We start from the raw sequence: 14,562 nt of genomic DNA, 5'->3' as shown, positions 1-14,562 counted from the left end.
GGTCGACGGCGCGGTCAGCGACGGCGGCCGAACAGCCCCCGCCTGTGCTCGGCCTCCGGCTCGGCGGCCGGCGGGGCAGGGACCTCGGCGGCAGCGGACGGTTCGGCGGCCCTGGCCAGCGCCCGGCGCAGCTTGTTCTCCGACCTGACCGGGTCCATCGGCGGGCGGGCACCGAGCACGAACCGCTCGACCTCGCGCTCGGCGACGGGCACCCAGCCGACGTCGCTCGCCGGATAGGTCTTCACGCCGAACGACTCGTCGAGCAGGGTCTCGCGGTCGTCCCCCTCGTCGGCCAGGCGGGCGACGCGGGCGAGCGCGGACGTACGCTCGAGCCGCGCCGCCGTGCCCGAGGCGTACGCCAGGACGCGGGCGCCGTGGTGGGTGCGCTCGAGGTCGTCGAGCAGCGCCGACACGGCCGCCGGAAGCGGGGCCATCGTCACGTCGGGGAGGGTCAGCACGAACTCGGCGTCGGAGGTGGCGGGCGCGGACTCGACCAGCCGCACCCGCGGCTCGTGGAGGTAGGAGCGGTGGACCAGCCGGGTCTCGAGCACCGGGTCCTCGACCGGCTGGACGCGGTCCTCGTGGACGGTGCCCCACGGCCCGACGACGCTGATCCGGAGGTCCGGCACGTCGCCGTCGAGCAGCGAGTCGACGACGCGGATCGTCTCGTCGGCCGGACCGGCCTGGAGGACGACCTCGAGGTAGGGCACCTGGTAGGTGCGCCCGCGCTTGTTGCGCTTGGGCCGCATCGTCGGGACCAGGTCGGCGAGGTAGGGGTCGTTGAAGCGGTTGACCTGCTCGGCGCGACGCAGCACCTGCGAGCGGCCGAGGTGCCAGCTCCTCGCCTCGCGGTCGACGACGAAGACGCCACCGGCCTGGGCCAGGGAGTGGCCGAGGTGCATGTCCTCGCCGAGCCGCAGTGTCAGGTCGAAGCCGTCGGAGTCGTCGTAGAGCGCCTTGGTCACCGAGCCGGTCATGCCGATGTGGTACCGCTGGGCGCGCGGCCCGGCCGTGCGCAGGTCGTCGGTCTTGGCCCAGTAGTCCTCGACCCACTGGTGCTTCTCGTGCTCCTGTCCGGGGAACAGGTCGGCCGCCCCGCCGGCGGCGACCCGGTCGCGCACGAGGCCCGGGTCGAGGTCGAAGAGCGGGGTCGGGTCGACGAAGAGCTTGTGCCCGCCGGGGACGGCGTAGTCGACGAGGTGGTGCCAGCGCGCGTGCGCCTCGACCTCCTCGCGGTGCGCGAGCATGTCGGCGTCGTACCAGTGCAGGATGGCGCCGTCGGCCTGGTGCGCGCCGAGGTGGCAGGCGTTGGCGCGACCCCACCCGTCCTCGACGCGGATGAGCCGGGTGTTGTCCGGGCGGACCTCGGGCAGCTCCTGCGGCGGCGTGCTCTGGTCGTCGACGACGAGGACCTCGAGCAGGTGCGCGGGGTAGGACTGCGCGGCGAGGCCGGCCAGGACGTACGGCAGCTTCTGCTGGTAGTTGAACGTGGGGACGACGACGGTGACGGGCATCGTCGGCTCCCACTCGCCCAGTGCGGGCGGGGTCAGCGACCCCCAGTCGTTGTGGCGCACCACCGGCTGTCGGGCCATGGCCTACGCACCCCCCGTCGCGTCCCGGTCGGGACGATCGAGCGGGTCGACCTCCAGCGCCCGGCTGGGCTGGAACCCGCTCCACTCCGAGGCCACGATGTCAGGTCGGCGGAACTCCTCGTCGTCACGCTGCCAGGTGTGTCCCGCGCCGGTGCGGCGCAGGACGTAGCCGAGGCCGTGCGTGCGGTAGATCCGACCGCCCGCCGCCTCGACGCCCGACAGCAGCTGCGCGTCGACGAACCTGCGGACGCGGCGGAAGTCGCCGAGCGAGCGGAGCAGGCCGCGGTCGAGCAGCAGCGTCCCGCCCGCCACGAAGCGCGCGAAGACCTCCGAGGGGTGGTTGCGCCGGACCGTGAGGTCGCCGCGCTCGGCGTTGGCGTGGAGGTAGACGAACTCCGACGGCATCCCGACCACGTCGGCGCCCGAGAACCGTCGCGCCATGAGGAGGTCGTGCACCGCGTCGGGGGAGTACCAGTCGTCGTCGTCGACCTTGAGCAGGACCTCGCTCGACGCGGCCCGCGCCGCGGCGGTGAGGACGTCGCCGAAGAACTCCGACCCGTCGAAGGTGAGGACCTGGTGCGGCCGGTCGCCCAGCGCGGCGCGTACGGCCTCGCGGTCCGGCTCGAAGCCGTGCGCGGCGAGGACCAGCTCGACCTCCGCGCCCCGCTGCCGGGCCACCTGGCGCAGCGCGAACTCGAGCATGTCGGGGCGCTTGGTCGCCAGCAGCGCGCTGACCGGCGGCAGGCCGACGTGACGGACGCCGGCGCGCGTCGCGAGCGCGGCGCGCCACGCCAGCGTGGAGTGGTGGTCGAACGCCGCGCGGCGCACCGCGAGGCTGTGCTCCTCGCGCCGCAGCGGGTCGTCGAGGTCGACCTCCGCGTCGAGCGCGGCCGCGAGCGGCGGGGCGACGTCGAGCACGCCCTCGGTGACCACCGGCACCCCGGAGACCGCGAGGGCCAGGAGGTCGGCGGTGCGGGTGTCGGCGGGCAGGCGTACGCCCTGGAAGGCGCGCGCGGCCGCGACCACGTCCTCGGTGACGGGACCTCGACCCGACCCCGTGACCAGCCGCGCGAGGTCGACCACCGGGTGGTCCCAGTCCTTGCGGAAGCCGATCGGGTTGAAGACGCGCTCGTCGACCGGCTCGGGTCCGGGGTCGGTCACGACGGTCGGGGCACGGTCGATGACGTGGTGGTCGGGGACGTCGGCCGCCGAGCCGCGACGGGCCACGACGACGTCGGGGGGCACGTCCCTCTCGGCGGCACCGGCGCCCGCGACGTCGGCCAGCAGCACCGAGCGCGCGTCGAGGCCGGGCGCGGCGGGACGCCCGGCGTACGCCACGACGAGCCCGCCGTGCGTGGCGTCACCGGGACCGGCGGCCTGCCGGGCCATCTCCATCACGACGACCTGGGCGCGCGCACCGGAAGCGAAGCGGACGACCGTCAGCACACCGCGGTCGCCGGCCTCGCGGGCGGCGAGGTGGACCAGGCGCGGCCACTCCGGACGGGGGACGAGCACCCACGGGGTCGGCGCGTCGGTGAGCCAGCAGGCCACGGCCTTGCACTGCCCGAGGAGCGGCACGGCGCTGGCCATCCGCCGCAGCCGCGACCGGTCGGCGGCGACGACGAGCACCGACCCCCACCCCTTCAGCGGGCCGTCGAGCGAGGACAGCATGACGACCTGGGGCCTGACGATGCCGGGCACGTCCTCGATGCCGTGCAGGGCGTCGAGGGCCAGGCCGTCGGAGTCGTCGACGAGGACGAGCGTCGGGCCGGGCAGGCGGAGGTCGTGGAGCGGATGGGTCACGGGCGCACGTGTTCCTTCGACGCTCGGTGCTTCAGGGAGGTGGGCAGCGAGTGCTGGACGAGCGGTCGCGGCTGGCGCCAGAGCCAGTCGCGGCTGACGTGGTCGATGATGTGGACGCCCTCCGGCGCGGTCACCTTCACCAGCCCGCCGAGTGCCTCCGGGTCGCCGTTGCGGATCGCCTCGTCGACCTCGAACTCGCGCAGCTTGCGGTAGAGCCGGGTGTTGGTGAAGTCGACGCCGTCGCGGCGCCAGTGGGCGTACTCGTCGGCGTCGAGCCACTTCACCTCGACCACCAGCCCCTGCTGGAGGACGATCCGCTCGACACCGGCCGGTTGCTCGCGCAGCTCCCAGTCGAAGGCCTTCACGAACGTGGTGTCCGGACCCATGGGGTAGACCCACGGCTCGAGGAAGCGCAGCGACAGGTCCAGCCACCCGGTCGACTCGTCGACGACGGTGAGCGGGTGGCGCGGGATCGCGACGATCGCGCGGGTCGCCTGGAGCTGCCACGAGAGGTCGCGCAGGATGCCGCTGCCCTCCGGGGTGAGCACCATGTCGCCGTCCCACTTCATCGAGTACGTCGTGCGGACGTGGGAGAAGCACCAGTTGTAGAAGTGGGTCAGCGAGTGGACGCTGGTCGCCGGCGTCGCGAGGTGCTCGCCGCCGGCGCGCGCGACCCGGTGCGGGTAGTCGAGGACGGTCAGCCGGTCGGCGGCACCGTGCTGCTCCGCGACGGCGCGCGCCACGTCGGAGGTGCCGTCGTCGGAGCCGTTGTCGACCAGCAGGACGTGCTGGACCGCGTCGAGGACCGGCGGCAGCACCCACGGCAGGTTGCGCGCCTCGTTGCGGACCCGGAAGACGCACGTCAGCCCGGGGACCAGCGGCTCGCCGGACGTCCACGGCCAGGTGACGTCGTACGCCGGGTCCTGCTCGAGCGAGGCGATGTCGGGCATCAGGCCTCTCGCTCCCGACCGATCGCCCTGCGGAGCCGCTGGCGCGCGACGGGCGGCACCAGGGCGCGTACGGCGTGGGGCACCCGGTCCGCCCCGCTGCGGGCCGGCTGACCGGACTCGCGACGCGCCTCGGCGGCGGCCGCGCGCCGCTGGGCGACGACGGTGGAGTGGGCGTACGCCTCGGCCTCGGCGTACTGCTCGGCGTAGGCGGCGCGCAGCTGGTCGCAGGTCTCCTGCAGGGAGGCGGAGTCGTCGGTGGCGAGCCCGTCGAGCGCCTGCCAGGTCTCGTCGGCCAGCTCGCGCAGCCGGGCCGGGACGCCGATGTCGTCCCACGTCATCGTCACCCGGCGCAGGGAGGGGTCGATGAACTTGTGGACCTCGGCGATGTCGACAGCCATCGCGGTCTTCACACCCTGCAGGTCGAACGCCTCGCCCAGCGCGAAGACCGGCTGCGTCCAGTCGTCGAGGAGGTCGCCGTAGCGGACGAACGCCCGCTGCTGGCCGCGGGTCGCCCGCTCGGTGTGGAGCATCATGTTGACCCACGCGGCGGTGCGGGTGACGGCACCCTGGTCGGACCCGGCGCCCACCTGGCCGTAGTAGGTCTGCTTGGAGCCGACCACCTCGGTCACGGGGCGGAGCATCGTGACGTAGGACGAGGTGGCGCCGCAGCGGTCGGCCGCCGCGCGCCAGAGGCCGAGGAACCACGCCGCGCGCGGGTCCTTGATCACGAGCTCGTCGCCGACCGCGAGCTGCTCCTCCAGCCAGGTCGCGACCCGGGCCCGGGTCGCGTGGTCGCCACTGGTGGTGCCCGTGTCGAGCCAGGCACGCGGTCGGGCGTCGGAGACCTGCACGTTGCTGCGCGCGAGGAGCTCGGTGTGGAGGTCGACGACCCACCGCGGCTCGCCGAACCCCTTGGGGTTGGTGGCGTCCGCGACGACCTCGGGCTGCGGGACGTGGAGGCCCAGGGTGCGCAGGGTCCCCGCCATCGTGCTCGTGCCGCTGCGGCCCGAGCCGACGACGAACACCACCCGTCGACTACTCACGTCCCTGAGCCTATCGGTGGCGCAGATCGCCGCGAGCCGCTGGTTGAGGAGGTCGGTTCCCGACCACCGTTGGTTGAGGAGGTCGCGCAGCGACCGTCACGAAACCCCTCAGCCCTGGTCGCCCGATCCACGGCGCGCCTGCCGCGCAGCCCAGCTCCTGCTGGACAACGGGGTGAGGTCATCGGTCCGGCCGTCGATCAGCGCCTGCCGCTTGGCCCGCGACCAGCCCTGGATCCGCTTCTCCATCGCGTACGCGTCCTCGACGCGCTCGCAGTCGCCGCATCACACCAGGGTGACGGGACGGCGCCGGCGGGTGTACGCCGCGCCCAGGCCGAGGTTGTGCTCGCTGACCCTGCGCTCGAGGTCCCACGTGCTGCCGACGTAGAAGCTGCCGTCGGAGCACTGGAGGATGTAGACGTGGGGCACCCACTCAGCCTGCGTGCACACCTGGCCCGTCCGCCAGCCAGCCTGCGGATATGTGGATGACCGGGTCTCGTGACAGGACTCCGTCCTTCCTCGACCAACGAGGGACGGGACTCGTCTCACAGGTGCTGCGGCTGCGCCTTGATCAGGTCGGCGTACCACTGGAACGACTTCTTCCGCCTCCGCTCGAGCGTCTCGTAGTCGACGTGCACGAGGCCGAAGCGCTGGGTGAACCCCTCGGCCCATTCGAAGTTGTCCATGAGCGACCACGTGTAGTAGCCGCGTACGTCGACGCCGCGGGTGATCGCCTCCGAGACGGCGTTGACGTGGGCGCGCAGGTAGTCGATGCGGGCCTGGTCGTCGACGACGCCGTCCTTGTCCGGGCCGACGTTGTAGCTGCACCCCGACTCGGTGATCATGATCGGCGGCAGCGCGGCGCGGAAGCGGGCGCGGAACATCACGAGCCACTCGCGCAGCGCGTCGGGGACGATCGGCCAGCCGACGTCGGTGGTCGGGTAGCCGACGACCTCACGGAGGTCGAAGGGGACGTCGGAGTCCTCGTCGGCCGCGGCGACCTTCATGGGGTTGTAGTAGTTGACGCCGTAGAAGTCGAGCGGCTGGCGGATCGTCGCGAGGTCGCCGTCGAGCATGAACTCCTCGAACAGCGGCATCAGGTCGACGGGGTAGCGCCCGAGCAGCATCGGCTCGAGGAACATGCCGTTCCACAGCGCGTCGAAGATCTTGCTCATGCCCACGTCGGCGTCGTCGTCGCTCGCCGGCCAGATCGGCGCGTGGTTGTTCGCGCAGCCGATGGACGTCGCGCCGGCCCGGCGCAGCTCGATCGCGGCGCGGCCGTGGGCCATCAGCAGGTGGTGCGCGGCCGGCAGCGAGTCGAAGAGCATCGACTTGCCGGGCGCGTGGGTGCCGAGGCCGTAGCCCAGGATCGAGGCGACGTTGGGCTCGTTGACCGGCACCCAGTGCTCGACGCGGTCGGCGAACCGCTCGCCCACGAGTGCGGCGTACTCGGCGAACCGGTCGACGGTCGAGCGGTTCAGCCAGCCGCCGTCGTCCTCGAGCGCCTGCGGCAGGTCCCAGTGGTAGAGCGTGACCATCGGCTGCTGGCCGTGGGCGAGCAGCGTGTCGATGAGCCGGTCGTAGAACGCCAGGCCCTTCTCGTTGGCGGGTCCGCGCCCGGTCGGCTGGATCCGCGGCCAGGCGATCGAGAAGCGGTAGCCCCCCGTGCCCAGCTCCTGCATCAGCGCGACGTCCTCGTCCACCCGGTGGTAGTGGTCGCACGCCACCGCGCCGGTGCTGCCGTCGGCGATCCGCCCCGGCTCGGCCGAGAACGTGTCCCAGATGCTCGGCCCGCGCCCGTCCTCGGTCGCGGCACCCTCGATCTGGTAGCTCGCGGTGCTGGTCCCGAACCGGAAACCGGGTGGGAGCAGGGGGAAGTCATGCGGGGGAGGCACATCCGCGAAGATATCGGCATGAGCAGTGCCCTGTACGCCGGATCGGACAGGTCGTCGGAGACCGCCCCGGGGCGTGTGACGAGGCACTCCTTCTCCTTCGGACCCCACTACGACCCGGCGAACCTCGGCTTCGGACCGCTCGTGTGCCACAACGACGACCTCCTCGACGCGGGCGCGGGATACGCCGAGCACCCGCACTCCGAGCTGGAGATCGTCACGTGGGTGCTCGAGGGCGCACTGGTGCACACCGACTCGACCGGCGCGCGGCACGTCCTCGAGGCCGGGAGCGCGCAGGTGCTCTCGGCCGGCTCGGGCATCCGCCACAGCGAGGCCGCCGATCCCGGGTCGGGACGCTGCCGGTTCGTCCAGGCGTGGCTCACGCCCAGCGAGCCCGGGACGCGGCCGTCGTACGCCACGGGCGAGGCGCCGCGGCTCAGCTCCGGTCTCGTGGTGGTGGCCGGCGGGGACGGCCTCCCGGTCGGCACGGTCGGGGCCCGCCTCCAGGTCGCGCGGCTCGCCCCCGGCGAGGTCGTCACCCTCCCCGAGGACCCCGTGCAGCACGTGTTCGCCGCCACGGGCGCGGTCACGCTCGAGGGGCTGGGCCTCGCGGGCGGTGACGCCGTACGCCTCACCGACGAGCCCGGCCGGACCGTCACCGCCGCCGAGGAGTCCGAGCTGCTGGTGTGGTCCTTCGGCACCCCCGCCGGGTAGTCCGCATCACTCTTCATGCCACGAGCCGGCAGGTGGGTGACGGATGATGCGGACCACCGGCACGGGGGTCAGGGGATGAGCACGCCCGGGTTGAGGATCCCCGCCGGGTCGAGCTCCGCCTTGACCGCCCGCAGGACGCGTACGCCGACCTCCCCGATCTCCTGCGCGAGCCACGGCGTGTGGTCGGTGCCCACCGCGTGGTGGTGGGTGATCGTCGCCCCGGCGGCGATCATCGCGTCGCTGGCCGCCGCCTTCGCCGCCTGCCACTGGGCGATCGGGTCCTCGGCCTGCCGGGCGGCGACGGTGAAGTAGAGCGAGCAGCCGGTCTCGTAGACGTGCGAGACGTGGCACAGCACCAGCGCGCCGTCGCCAATCGACGAGGTGAGCGCGGCCCTCACGTCGGCGTACAACCGCTCGCGGTTCGACCAGAACGTCGCCGTCTCCAGCGTCTCGACGAGCACGCCGTGGTCGAGGAGCGAGTCGCGGAGGTAGGGCGCGTCGAAGCGGCCGTGCACCCACGTCTCCCCCGGCTCCGTGCCGAGCGCCGTCGCACCGAGCCCGGTCAGGACCGCGGACACCGCCGCGCGTCGGGCCTCCACCTGCTCGGGGGTCCCCTCGTAGCCGGTGATCATCAGGCAGCCGGCGTCGTCGGTGCCGCCGATCGAGGACGGGTCGGCGAGGTTGATGGCGGTCTCGGACTCGTCGGAGAGGCGCAGCACGGTCGGCAGCAGGCCGGACTGGGCGAGGGTGCGCATCGCCTCCGCGCCCGCGGTGAACGACGGCCAGCGCCAGCCCTCGTACGCCGTCACCTCCGGCGCGCGCCGCACCCGGACGGTGACCGAGGTGATGACGCCGAACGCGCCCTCCGACCCCAGCAGCAGCTGGCGCAGGTCGGGCCCGGCGGCGTTGGCGGGCGAGGAGCCGAGCGCGACGGTCCCGGTGGGCGTCGCCGCCGTGAGGCCGACGACCATCGCGTCGAAGCGGCCGTAGCCCGCACTCGACTGGCCGCTCGAGCGCGTCGCCGCGAAGCCACCGATCGAGGCGTGCTCGAACGACTGCGGGTAGTGCCCGAGCGTCAGGCCGTGGGCGGCGAGCAGCGCCTCGGCCTCCGGTCCGCGCAGGCCCGGCTCGAGGGTGGCGGTCATCGACACCTCGTCGACGGCGAGCAGCCGCTTCATCCGGACCAGGTCGAGGCTGACCAGGCCCGCGAAGGCGTCACGACGGGCGGCGAGCCCGCCGGTGACGCAGGTGCCGCCGCCGAAGGGGACCACGGCGACGTGGTGCCGGGCCGCCCAGGCCAGCACCGCCTCCACCTCGGCACGGCCGTCCGGGCGGACGACCGCGTCGGGGGCATCGGCGAGGTCCCCGGCGCGGGCCCGCAGGAGGTCGGGAGTCGACTTGCCGCGGGTACGCAGCGCGCGGGTCTGGTCGTCGACGAGGACGTGCTCGCCGCCGACCAGTCCGCGCAGCTCGTCGACCAGCGCGGGCGCGAGCCCGCCCTCCGGCGGGTGGGCGACCGCCACGGCGGGACGGTCCTGGAGGCCGAAGGCGAGGTCGACCAGCGCGAGCGCGGACTCGGGGAGCTCCGCGGCGGCGGCGGGGTCGCCCCAGCGCGAGGGGTGCATCTCGACGGTGGGCGTCTCGGACGTCATGCGTTACAGTGTGACACATGACGTCACTTCGTCACACCCCCGACGCCCGCCTGGACGCCTACGTCGACGCCGCCCGCGACTGCATCCTCGACGTCGGCTGGCGGCGGACGACCCTGACCGAGGTCGCCAGGCGGGCGGGCGTCTCGCGGATGACGATCTATCGGGCGTGGTCCGACATGGGCTCGCTCCTCGGCGACCTGATGACCCGCGAGTGGGTCGGCGTCGCCGCGGCCACCCGCGTCGCCGCCGCCGACACGACCACGCCCGCGGGGATCGCCGCCGCCGCGCTCAGCACCGTCCGCGCGCTGCGCGACAACGAGCTCTTCGTCCGGATCGTCGAGCTCGACCCCGACCTGATGCTGCCCTACCTGCTCCACCGCCGCGGGCGCTCGCAGGAGGCGCTGATCGAGATCCTGGCCGCCGAGATCCGCGCCGGCCAGGAGGCCGGCGCCATCCGCGACGGCGACCCCGTGCTGCTCGCCCGCACGTTGACCCTCGCCGGGCACGGCTTCGTGTTCTCTGCGATGACCATGACCGACGCGGAGATCGGGCTCGACGACCTCGACGGCGAGTACGCCCGCCTCGTCACCCGGACGCTGGAACCCTGATGCCGCGCATCGCGGCCGGCCTGGGCGGCGCCCCCGACGAGGTCGACGTCGTCGTCGTCGGACTCGGGATCACCGGCGCGGGGGTGGCGCTCGACGCGGTCAGTCGCGGCCTCTCTGTGCTGGCCGTCGACGCGCACGACCTCGCGTTCGGCACGTCGCGCTGGTCGTCCAAGCTCGTGCACGGCGGCCTGCGCTACCTCGCCCGCGCCCAGCTCGGCATCGCGCGCGAGAGCGCCGTCGAGCGCGGCATCCTGATGGACGTCACCGCACCGCACCTCGTCCACCCGCTCCCGATGCTCACGCCCGTCAACGACGCGATGACCCGCGCTCGCACCGCGCTGACGTGGGGCGGCCTCCACGCCGGCGACGCGCTGCGGCGCACCGCCCGCACCCCCGCGCGTACGCTCCCCCGCCCACGCCGGCTCAACGCGACCGAGGCCCTCAGCCTCGCGCCCGCCCTGCGCGCCGACACCCTGCGCGGCGGGCTGCTCGCCTGGGACGGCCAGCTCGAGGACGACGCGCGGCTCGTCGTGACCGTGGCCCGCACCGCAGCGTCCCTCGGCGCCCACGTCCGCACCCGCGCCCGGGTGACCGCGGCGACCGGAGCCGCCGTGCAGCTGCGCGACGAGCTCACCGGCGCGCGGAGCACGGTGCGGGCCCGGGCCGTCGTCAACGCGACCGGCGTGTGGGCCGGTGACCTCGACGACCAGGTGCGGCTGCGCCCGAGCCGGGGCACCCACCTCGTCCTGCGCGGCTCGGCGCTCCCCCACACCCGCGTGGCCGTGATGGTGCCGATCCCGGGGACGACCTCCCGCTTCGCGATGGTGCTGCCGCAGCCGGACGGCACGATCTACGTCGGGCTCACCGACGAGCCCGTGTTGGGTCCCGTGCCGGACGTGCCCGTCCCCAGCGAGGAGGAGGTCGACTTCCTGCTGGGGGTCGTGGCGTCCGCGTTCACGAGCCCGCCGACGCGCAACGACGTCGTCGGGGCGTACGCCGGGCTACGTCCGCTCCTGGAGGTGGCGGGCACCGACGCGACGGCCGACCTGTCGCGCCGGCACGCGATCCTCACCTCGGCGTCGGGCGTGACGACCGTGGTGGGTGGCAAGCTGACGACCTACCGGCGCATGGCGCAGGACACCCTCGACGCGCTCGTCGACGCGGGACGCCTGCAGGCCGGCCCCTGCCGTACGGCCTCGCTCCCCCTGCTCGGCGCTGCCTCGCCCGACGAGCTGCGGCGCGTGGACGCGCCGCCCCGGCTGGTCAGGCGGTTCGGCACCGAGGCGCCGCTCGTGCTGGCGGACGCCCGCGAGGTGACCGGGCTGGGCGACGAGGAGGTGCTGGCCCCGCTCTCCGACGAGGTCCCGGTGACCCTCGCCGAGCTCGTCTTCGCGCTCACCCACGAGGGCGCGCACGACATCGACGACCTCCTCGACCGGCGTACCCGCGTGGGGCTCGTCGCGCCCGACCGGGCGGCTGCCGAGCCGCTCGCGAGACGTGCACTGACCCTCGCCACGGCCTCGTCCGGCACACCGGCGTGAGCCCTCTCGACCACGGGTGATCAAGGCGACAGCAAAATCGCCCCGAGTTTCGGAGGAAGCTCGGACAGGACGTCGGGCGGGTGGGAAGGTTCTCCACGGCGCGCCCCTTGCCGACCCCATGCGGCAAGGGGCGCCCAGTCCATCTCCGGGCCCGTGGGCTACTCGACGGTGACCGACTTGGCGAGGTTCCGCGGCTTGTCGATGTCGTGGCCGAGGTGCAGCGCGGCGTGGTACGCCAGCAGCTGGAGCGGGATCGTCAGCAGGATCGGGTCGAGCTCGGGCTCGTTGCGCGGGACGTCGATGCGGCGCGCGGCGATCTCCCCGAGGTCGACCTCCGGGTGGGTGACGACGACCAGCGGGCCCTGCCGTGCGTCGATCTCGTGCAGCGCGCCGATGTTGCGCTCGGCGAGCTCGTCGGCCGGGACCAGCGCCACGGTCGGGACCTCCGGGTCGATGAGCGCGAGCGGGCCGTGCTTGAGCTCGGAGGTCTGGTAGGCCTCGGCGTGGCGGTAGCTGATCTCCTTGAACTTCTGCGCGCCCTCGCGGGCGACGGGAAAGCCGCGCACGCGACCGATGAAGAAGAGGCTGCGCGCCTCCGCCAGCTGCTGTGCGACCTCGACCAGGTCGTCCTCGCCCGCGAGCACCTCCTCGATCTGGCCCGGCAGCCTCTCGAGTCCGGCGACGAGCCGCTTGCCGTCGGCGATCGAGAGGTCACGCACCCGGCCGAGCTGGAGGGCGAGCAGGGCGAAGCCGAGGAACATGTTGGTCAGCGCCTTGGTGCTGGCGACCGCGACCTCGGGCCCCGCGTGGAGGTAGATGCCGCCGTCGCACTCGCGGGCGATCGCCGAGCCGACGACGTTGACCAGCCCCACGCAGCGCCCGCCCTTGCGGCGTACCTCCTGCACGGCGAGCAGGGTGTCGATGGTCTCCCCGGACTGGCTCACCGCGACGTAGAGCGTGTCCGGCTCGATGACCGGGTCGCGGTAGCGGAACTCGCTCGCCGCCTCCGCGTCGGCCGGGATGCGGGCGAGCTCCTCGATGAGCGCCGCGCCCATCTGGCCGACGTAGTAGGCCGAGCCGCAGCCGAGGATCTTGACCCGCCGCACGGCGCGCAGGTCGCGCGCGTCCATGTCGAGTCCGCCGAGGTGGGCGGTCCCGAAGCGCTCGTCGAGCCGTCCGCGCAGCACCGCCTGGGCGGTCGTCGGCTGCTCGAGGATCTCCTTGCGCATGTACGACTCGTGCTCGCCCGCGTCGTACGCCGCAGCGTCGACGTCGACCTCGGCCGCCGTCTTGCCGGTCGAGGTGAGGTCGGTGTGGCGCATGGTGGTGAAGCCGGCCGCCGTCACGGTCGCCATCTCACCGTCGTCGAGCATCGCGACCGTCGTCGTGTGGCGCACGATCGCGGCGAGGTCGGAGGCGACGTAAATCTCCTTGTCACCCACCCCGACCACGAGCGGGCTGCCGTTGCGCGCGACGACGATGCGGTCGGGGAAGTCGGCGTGGAGCACGGCGAGGCCGTACGTCCCGACGACGGCGCGCAACGTGTCGCGGACCTTGCCCTCCAGGGTGTCGGCGTCGCTGCGCGCGACCAGGTGGGCGATCACCTCCGTGTCGGTGTCGCTGGCCAGCTCGACGCCTGCGTCGGTCAGCTCGGCCCGCAGCGCGGCGGAGTTGTCGATGATGCCGTTGTGCACGACGGCGACCCGGCCCGCGGAGTCGGTGTGCGGGTGGGCGTTGAGGTCCGTCGCGGGTCCGTGGGTCGCCCACCGGGTGTGTCCGATGCCCGTGGTGCCGGCGAACCGCTTCGGGAGCGCGCCGGTCAGGTCGCGGACCCGGCCGGCCTGCTTGGCGACCCGGATCCCGCGACCGCCCAGCACGGCGACGCCGGCCGAGTCGTAGCCGCGGTGCTCGAGCCGGGTCAGTCCCTCGAGGACGACCGGGGCCGCCTCCTGGCGGCCGATGTAGCCGACGATTCCGCACATGTGGGTGGGTTCTCCCTATCCGTAGATCATCCGGCGCAGCTGCCGCTCGGAGAGGTCCGGCGGCGCGACCACGCGCTCGGCGAGCTCCTCGGCGATGCGCGCGAAGATCTCGGGGTTCCGTGCGCCGTACGTCCTCAGCTGCGCGTGGCGCATCCGGACGTACGCCTCCACGGGCTGGGCGTGGAAGGCGACCACGTCCTCGATCACCCTCGTCGCCTCACCCGGCGTCAGCGAGGTGGTGGCGACGACGTGGGCGACGAGCGCGGGGTCGGGCACCGGACGAGCATGAACCCCAGATATACGAACGGCAAGTTCCTGCCCGAAATCGGGCAAGAAGTGCAACCGCCGCGTCTCGGCGCGCTTGTTCTCTCGTGACCGTTCCCCGTCGGTGGAGGAGAACGGCGGCCTTGGTGAGCCGCAGCGCCTCCCAGTGGTGGGGAGCCGCTGGTCCATGAGCGAGGCGGTGGTGCGTCAGTGGGGATGTGCTATCTTGGGTGAACAGAAAGTGAACGGGAGGTGTCACATGAGCAAGCAGTCGATGTCCGGGACCCCGGAGTGCAGCTGGGTCGCCGTCACGGATGCGTCGGGTCGCACCCGCATGGAGGCACGCTGGTCCGTCGCACCGGCGGTCTCCACCCAGGCCGCCTGAGAGCGCACCAGCACGACGCCACGATCGAGCCACGCCCCGGCTGGGGGCGTGGCTCGCTCCCATTTCACGGGTGCCGGAAAAAGATCACGCTGATCGGGAATGCATCCGGGACCCGATCCGTTAGGATGGTTGAAAGTTC

At 73.3% G+C, this 14,562-nt stretch carries 14 protein-coding genes; 4 read left to right on the top strand and 10 right to left on the bottom strand.

All coding sequences use genetic code 11. The annotated features are described in order from the left end of the window. Positions 1-14: 14 nt before the first annotated feature. The 7 genes from F4692_RS07830 to F4692_RS07800 form a co-directional block, all read right to left on the bottom strand. Positions 15-1,592 (bottom strand): glycosyltransferase family 2 protein, encoded by a 1,578-nt coding sequence (locus F4692_RS07830; RefSeq protein WP_179619134.1) that lies wholly within the window; start codon positions 1,590-1,592, stop codon positions 15-17. Positions 1,593-1,595: 3 nt separating this feature from the next. Then, positions 1,596-3,395 (bottom strand): glycosyltransferase family A protein, encoded by a 1,800-nt coding sequence (locus F4692_RS07825; protein ID WP_179619133.1) that lies wholly within the window; start codon positions 3,393-3,395, stop codon positions 1,596-1,598. Continuing rightward, entirely contained in the window at positions 3,392-4,345 is a 954-nt protein-coding gene (locus F4692_RS07820; protein ID WP_179619132.1) for a glycosyltransferase family 2 protein, read from the bottom strand. Before F4692_RS07820 ends, F4692_RS07825 begins: the two co-directional genes overlap by 4 nt. Then, a complete protein-coding gene (locus tag F4692_RS07815; RefSeq protein WP_218858361.1) occupies positions 4,345-5,388 on the bottom strand; it encodes a sulfotransferase family protein in 1,044 nt (347 codons plus the stop codon). The genes F4692_RS07820 and F4692_RS07815 overlap by 1 nt, the downstream gene beginning before the upstream one ends. 108 nt (positions 5,389-5,496) lie before the next feature. After that, complete coding sequence (locus tag F4692_RS21075; RefSeq protein WP_179619131.1) at positions 5,497-5,634, bottom strand: hypothetical protein; 138 nt, start codon at positions 5,632-5,634, stop codon at positions 5,497-5,499. Between the two features lie 36 nt (positions 5,635-5,670). Further along, on the bottom strand, positions 5,671-5,814 hold the full coding sequence (locus tag F4692_RS21070) for a GIY-YIG nuclease family protein (RefSeq protein WP_179619130.1): 144 nt from the start codon (positions 5,812-5,814) through the stop codon (positions 5,671-5,673). A gap of 116 nt (positions 5,815-5,930) precedes the next feature. Then, on the bottom strand, positions 5,931-7,280 hold the full coding sequence (locus F4692_RS07800; RefSeq protein ID WP_179619129.1) for a GH1 family beta-glucosidase: 1,350 nt from the start codon (positions 7,278-7,280) through the stop codon (positions 5,931-5,933). 18 nt (positions 7,281-7,298) lie between these two features. Here F4692_RS07800 and F4692_RS07795 point away from each other — a divergent pair, with 18 nt between their 5' ends. Then, positions 7,299-7,991 carry a pirin family protein gene (locus F4692_RS07795; protein ID WP_179619128.1) on the top strand — a complete coding sequence of 231 codons (693 nt, stop codon included), beginning with the start codon at positions 7,299-7,301 and terminating at the stop codon, positions 7,989-7,991. A 68-nt stretch (positions 7,992-8,059) separates the two neighbouring features. Here F4692_RS07795 and F4692_RS07790 read toward each other — a convergent pair whose 3' ends face one another. Beyond that, the gene (locus tag F4692_RS07790; RefSeq protein ID WP_257029730.1) at positions 8,060-9,643 is read right to left on the bottom strand and encodes an FAD-binding oxidoreductase; all 1,584 of its coding nucleotides are present in this window, start codon (positions 9,641-9,643) and stop codon (positions 8,060-8,062) included. Positions 9,644-9,660: 17 nt separating this feature from the next. Between F4692_RS07790 and F4692_RS07785 the strand changes: the two genes are divergently transcribed. Both F4692_RS07785 and F4692_RS07780 read left to right on the top strand, forming a co-directional pair. Continuing rightward, on the top strand, positions 9,661-10,251 hold the full coding sequence (locus tag F4692_RS07785) for a TetR/AcrR family transcriptional regulator (protein WP_179619127.1): 591 nt from the start codon (positions 9,661-9,663) through the stop codon (positions 10,249-10,251). Further along, a complete protein-coding gene (locus F4692_RS07780; protein ID WP_179619126.1) occupies positions 10,251-11,792 on the top strand; it encodes a glycerol-3-phosphate dehydrogenase/oxidase in 1,542 nt (513 codons plus the stop codon). The genes F4692_RS07785 and F4692_RS07780 overlap by 1 nt, the downstream gene beginning before the upstream one ends. Before the next feature lie 158 nt (positions 11,793-11,950). On the opposite strand, the gene glmS is transcribed toward F4692_RS07780, so the two are convergent. Together glmS and F4692_RS07770 are read right to left on the bottom strand one after the other, a co-directional pair. Continuing rightward, positions 11,951-13,774 (bottom strand): glutamine--fructose-6-phosphate transaminase (isomerizing), encoded by a 1,824-nt coding sequence (glmS, locus tag F4692_RS07775; protein ID WP_179619125.1) that lies wholly within the window; start codon positions 13,772-13,774, stop codon positions 11,951-11,953. 15 nt (positions 13,775-13,789) lie between these two features. Continuing rightward, positions 13,790-14,050: a hypothetical protein gene (locus F4692_RS07770; protein WP_308645213.1), complete on the bottom strand. Its 261-nt coding sequence runs from the start codon at positions 14,048-14,050 to the stop codon at positions 13,790-13,792. Positions 14,051-14,297: 247 nt separating this feature from the next. On the opposite strand from F4692_RS07770, the gene F4692_RS21065 reads away from it, so the two are divergent. Further along, entirely contained in the window at positions 14,298-14,423 is a 126-nt protein-coding gene (locus F4692_RS21065; RefSeq protein ID WP_257029728.1) for a hypothetical protein, read from the top strand. Positions 14,424-14,562: the final 139 nt, after the last annotated feature.

It is taken from the genome of Nocardioides cavernae, from assembly GCF_013410035.1.
Taxonomy (GTDB): Bacteria; Actinomycetota; Actinomycetes; order Propionibacteriales; family Nocardioidaceae; genus Nocardioides; species Nocardioides cavernae_A.
The sequence above is the reverse complement of the archived record's forward strand: the minus strand, read 5'-3'. Positions and strand labels throughout refer to the sequence as shown.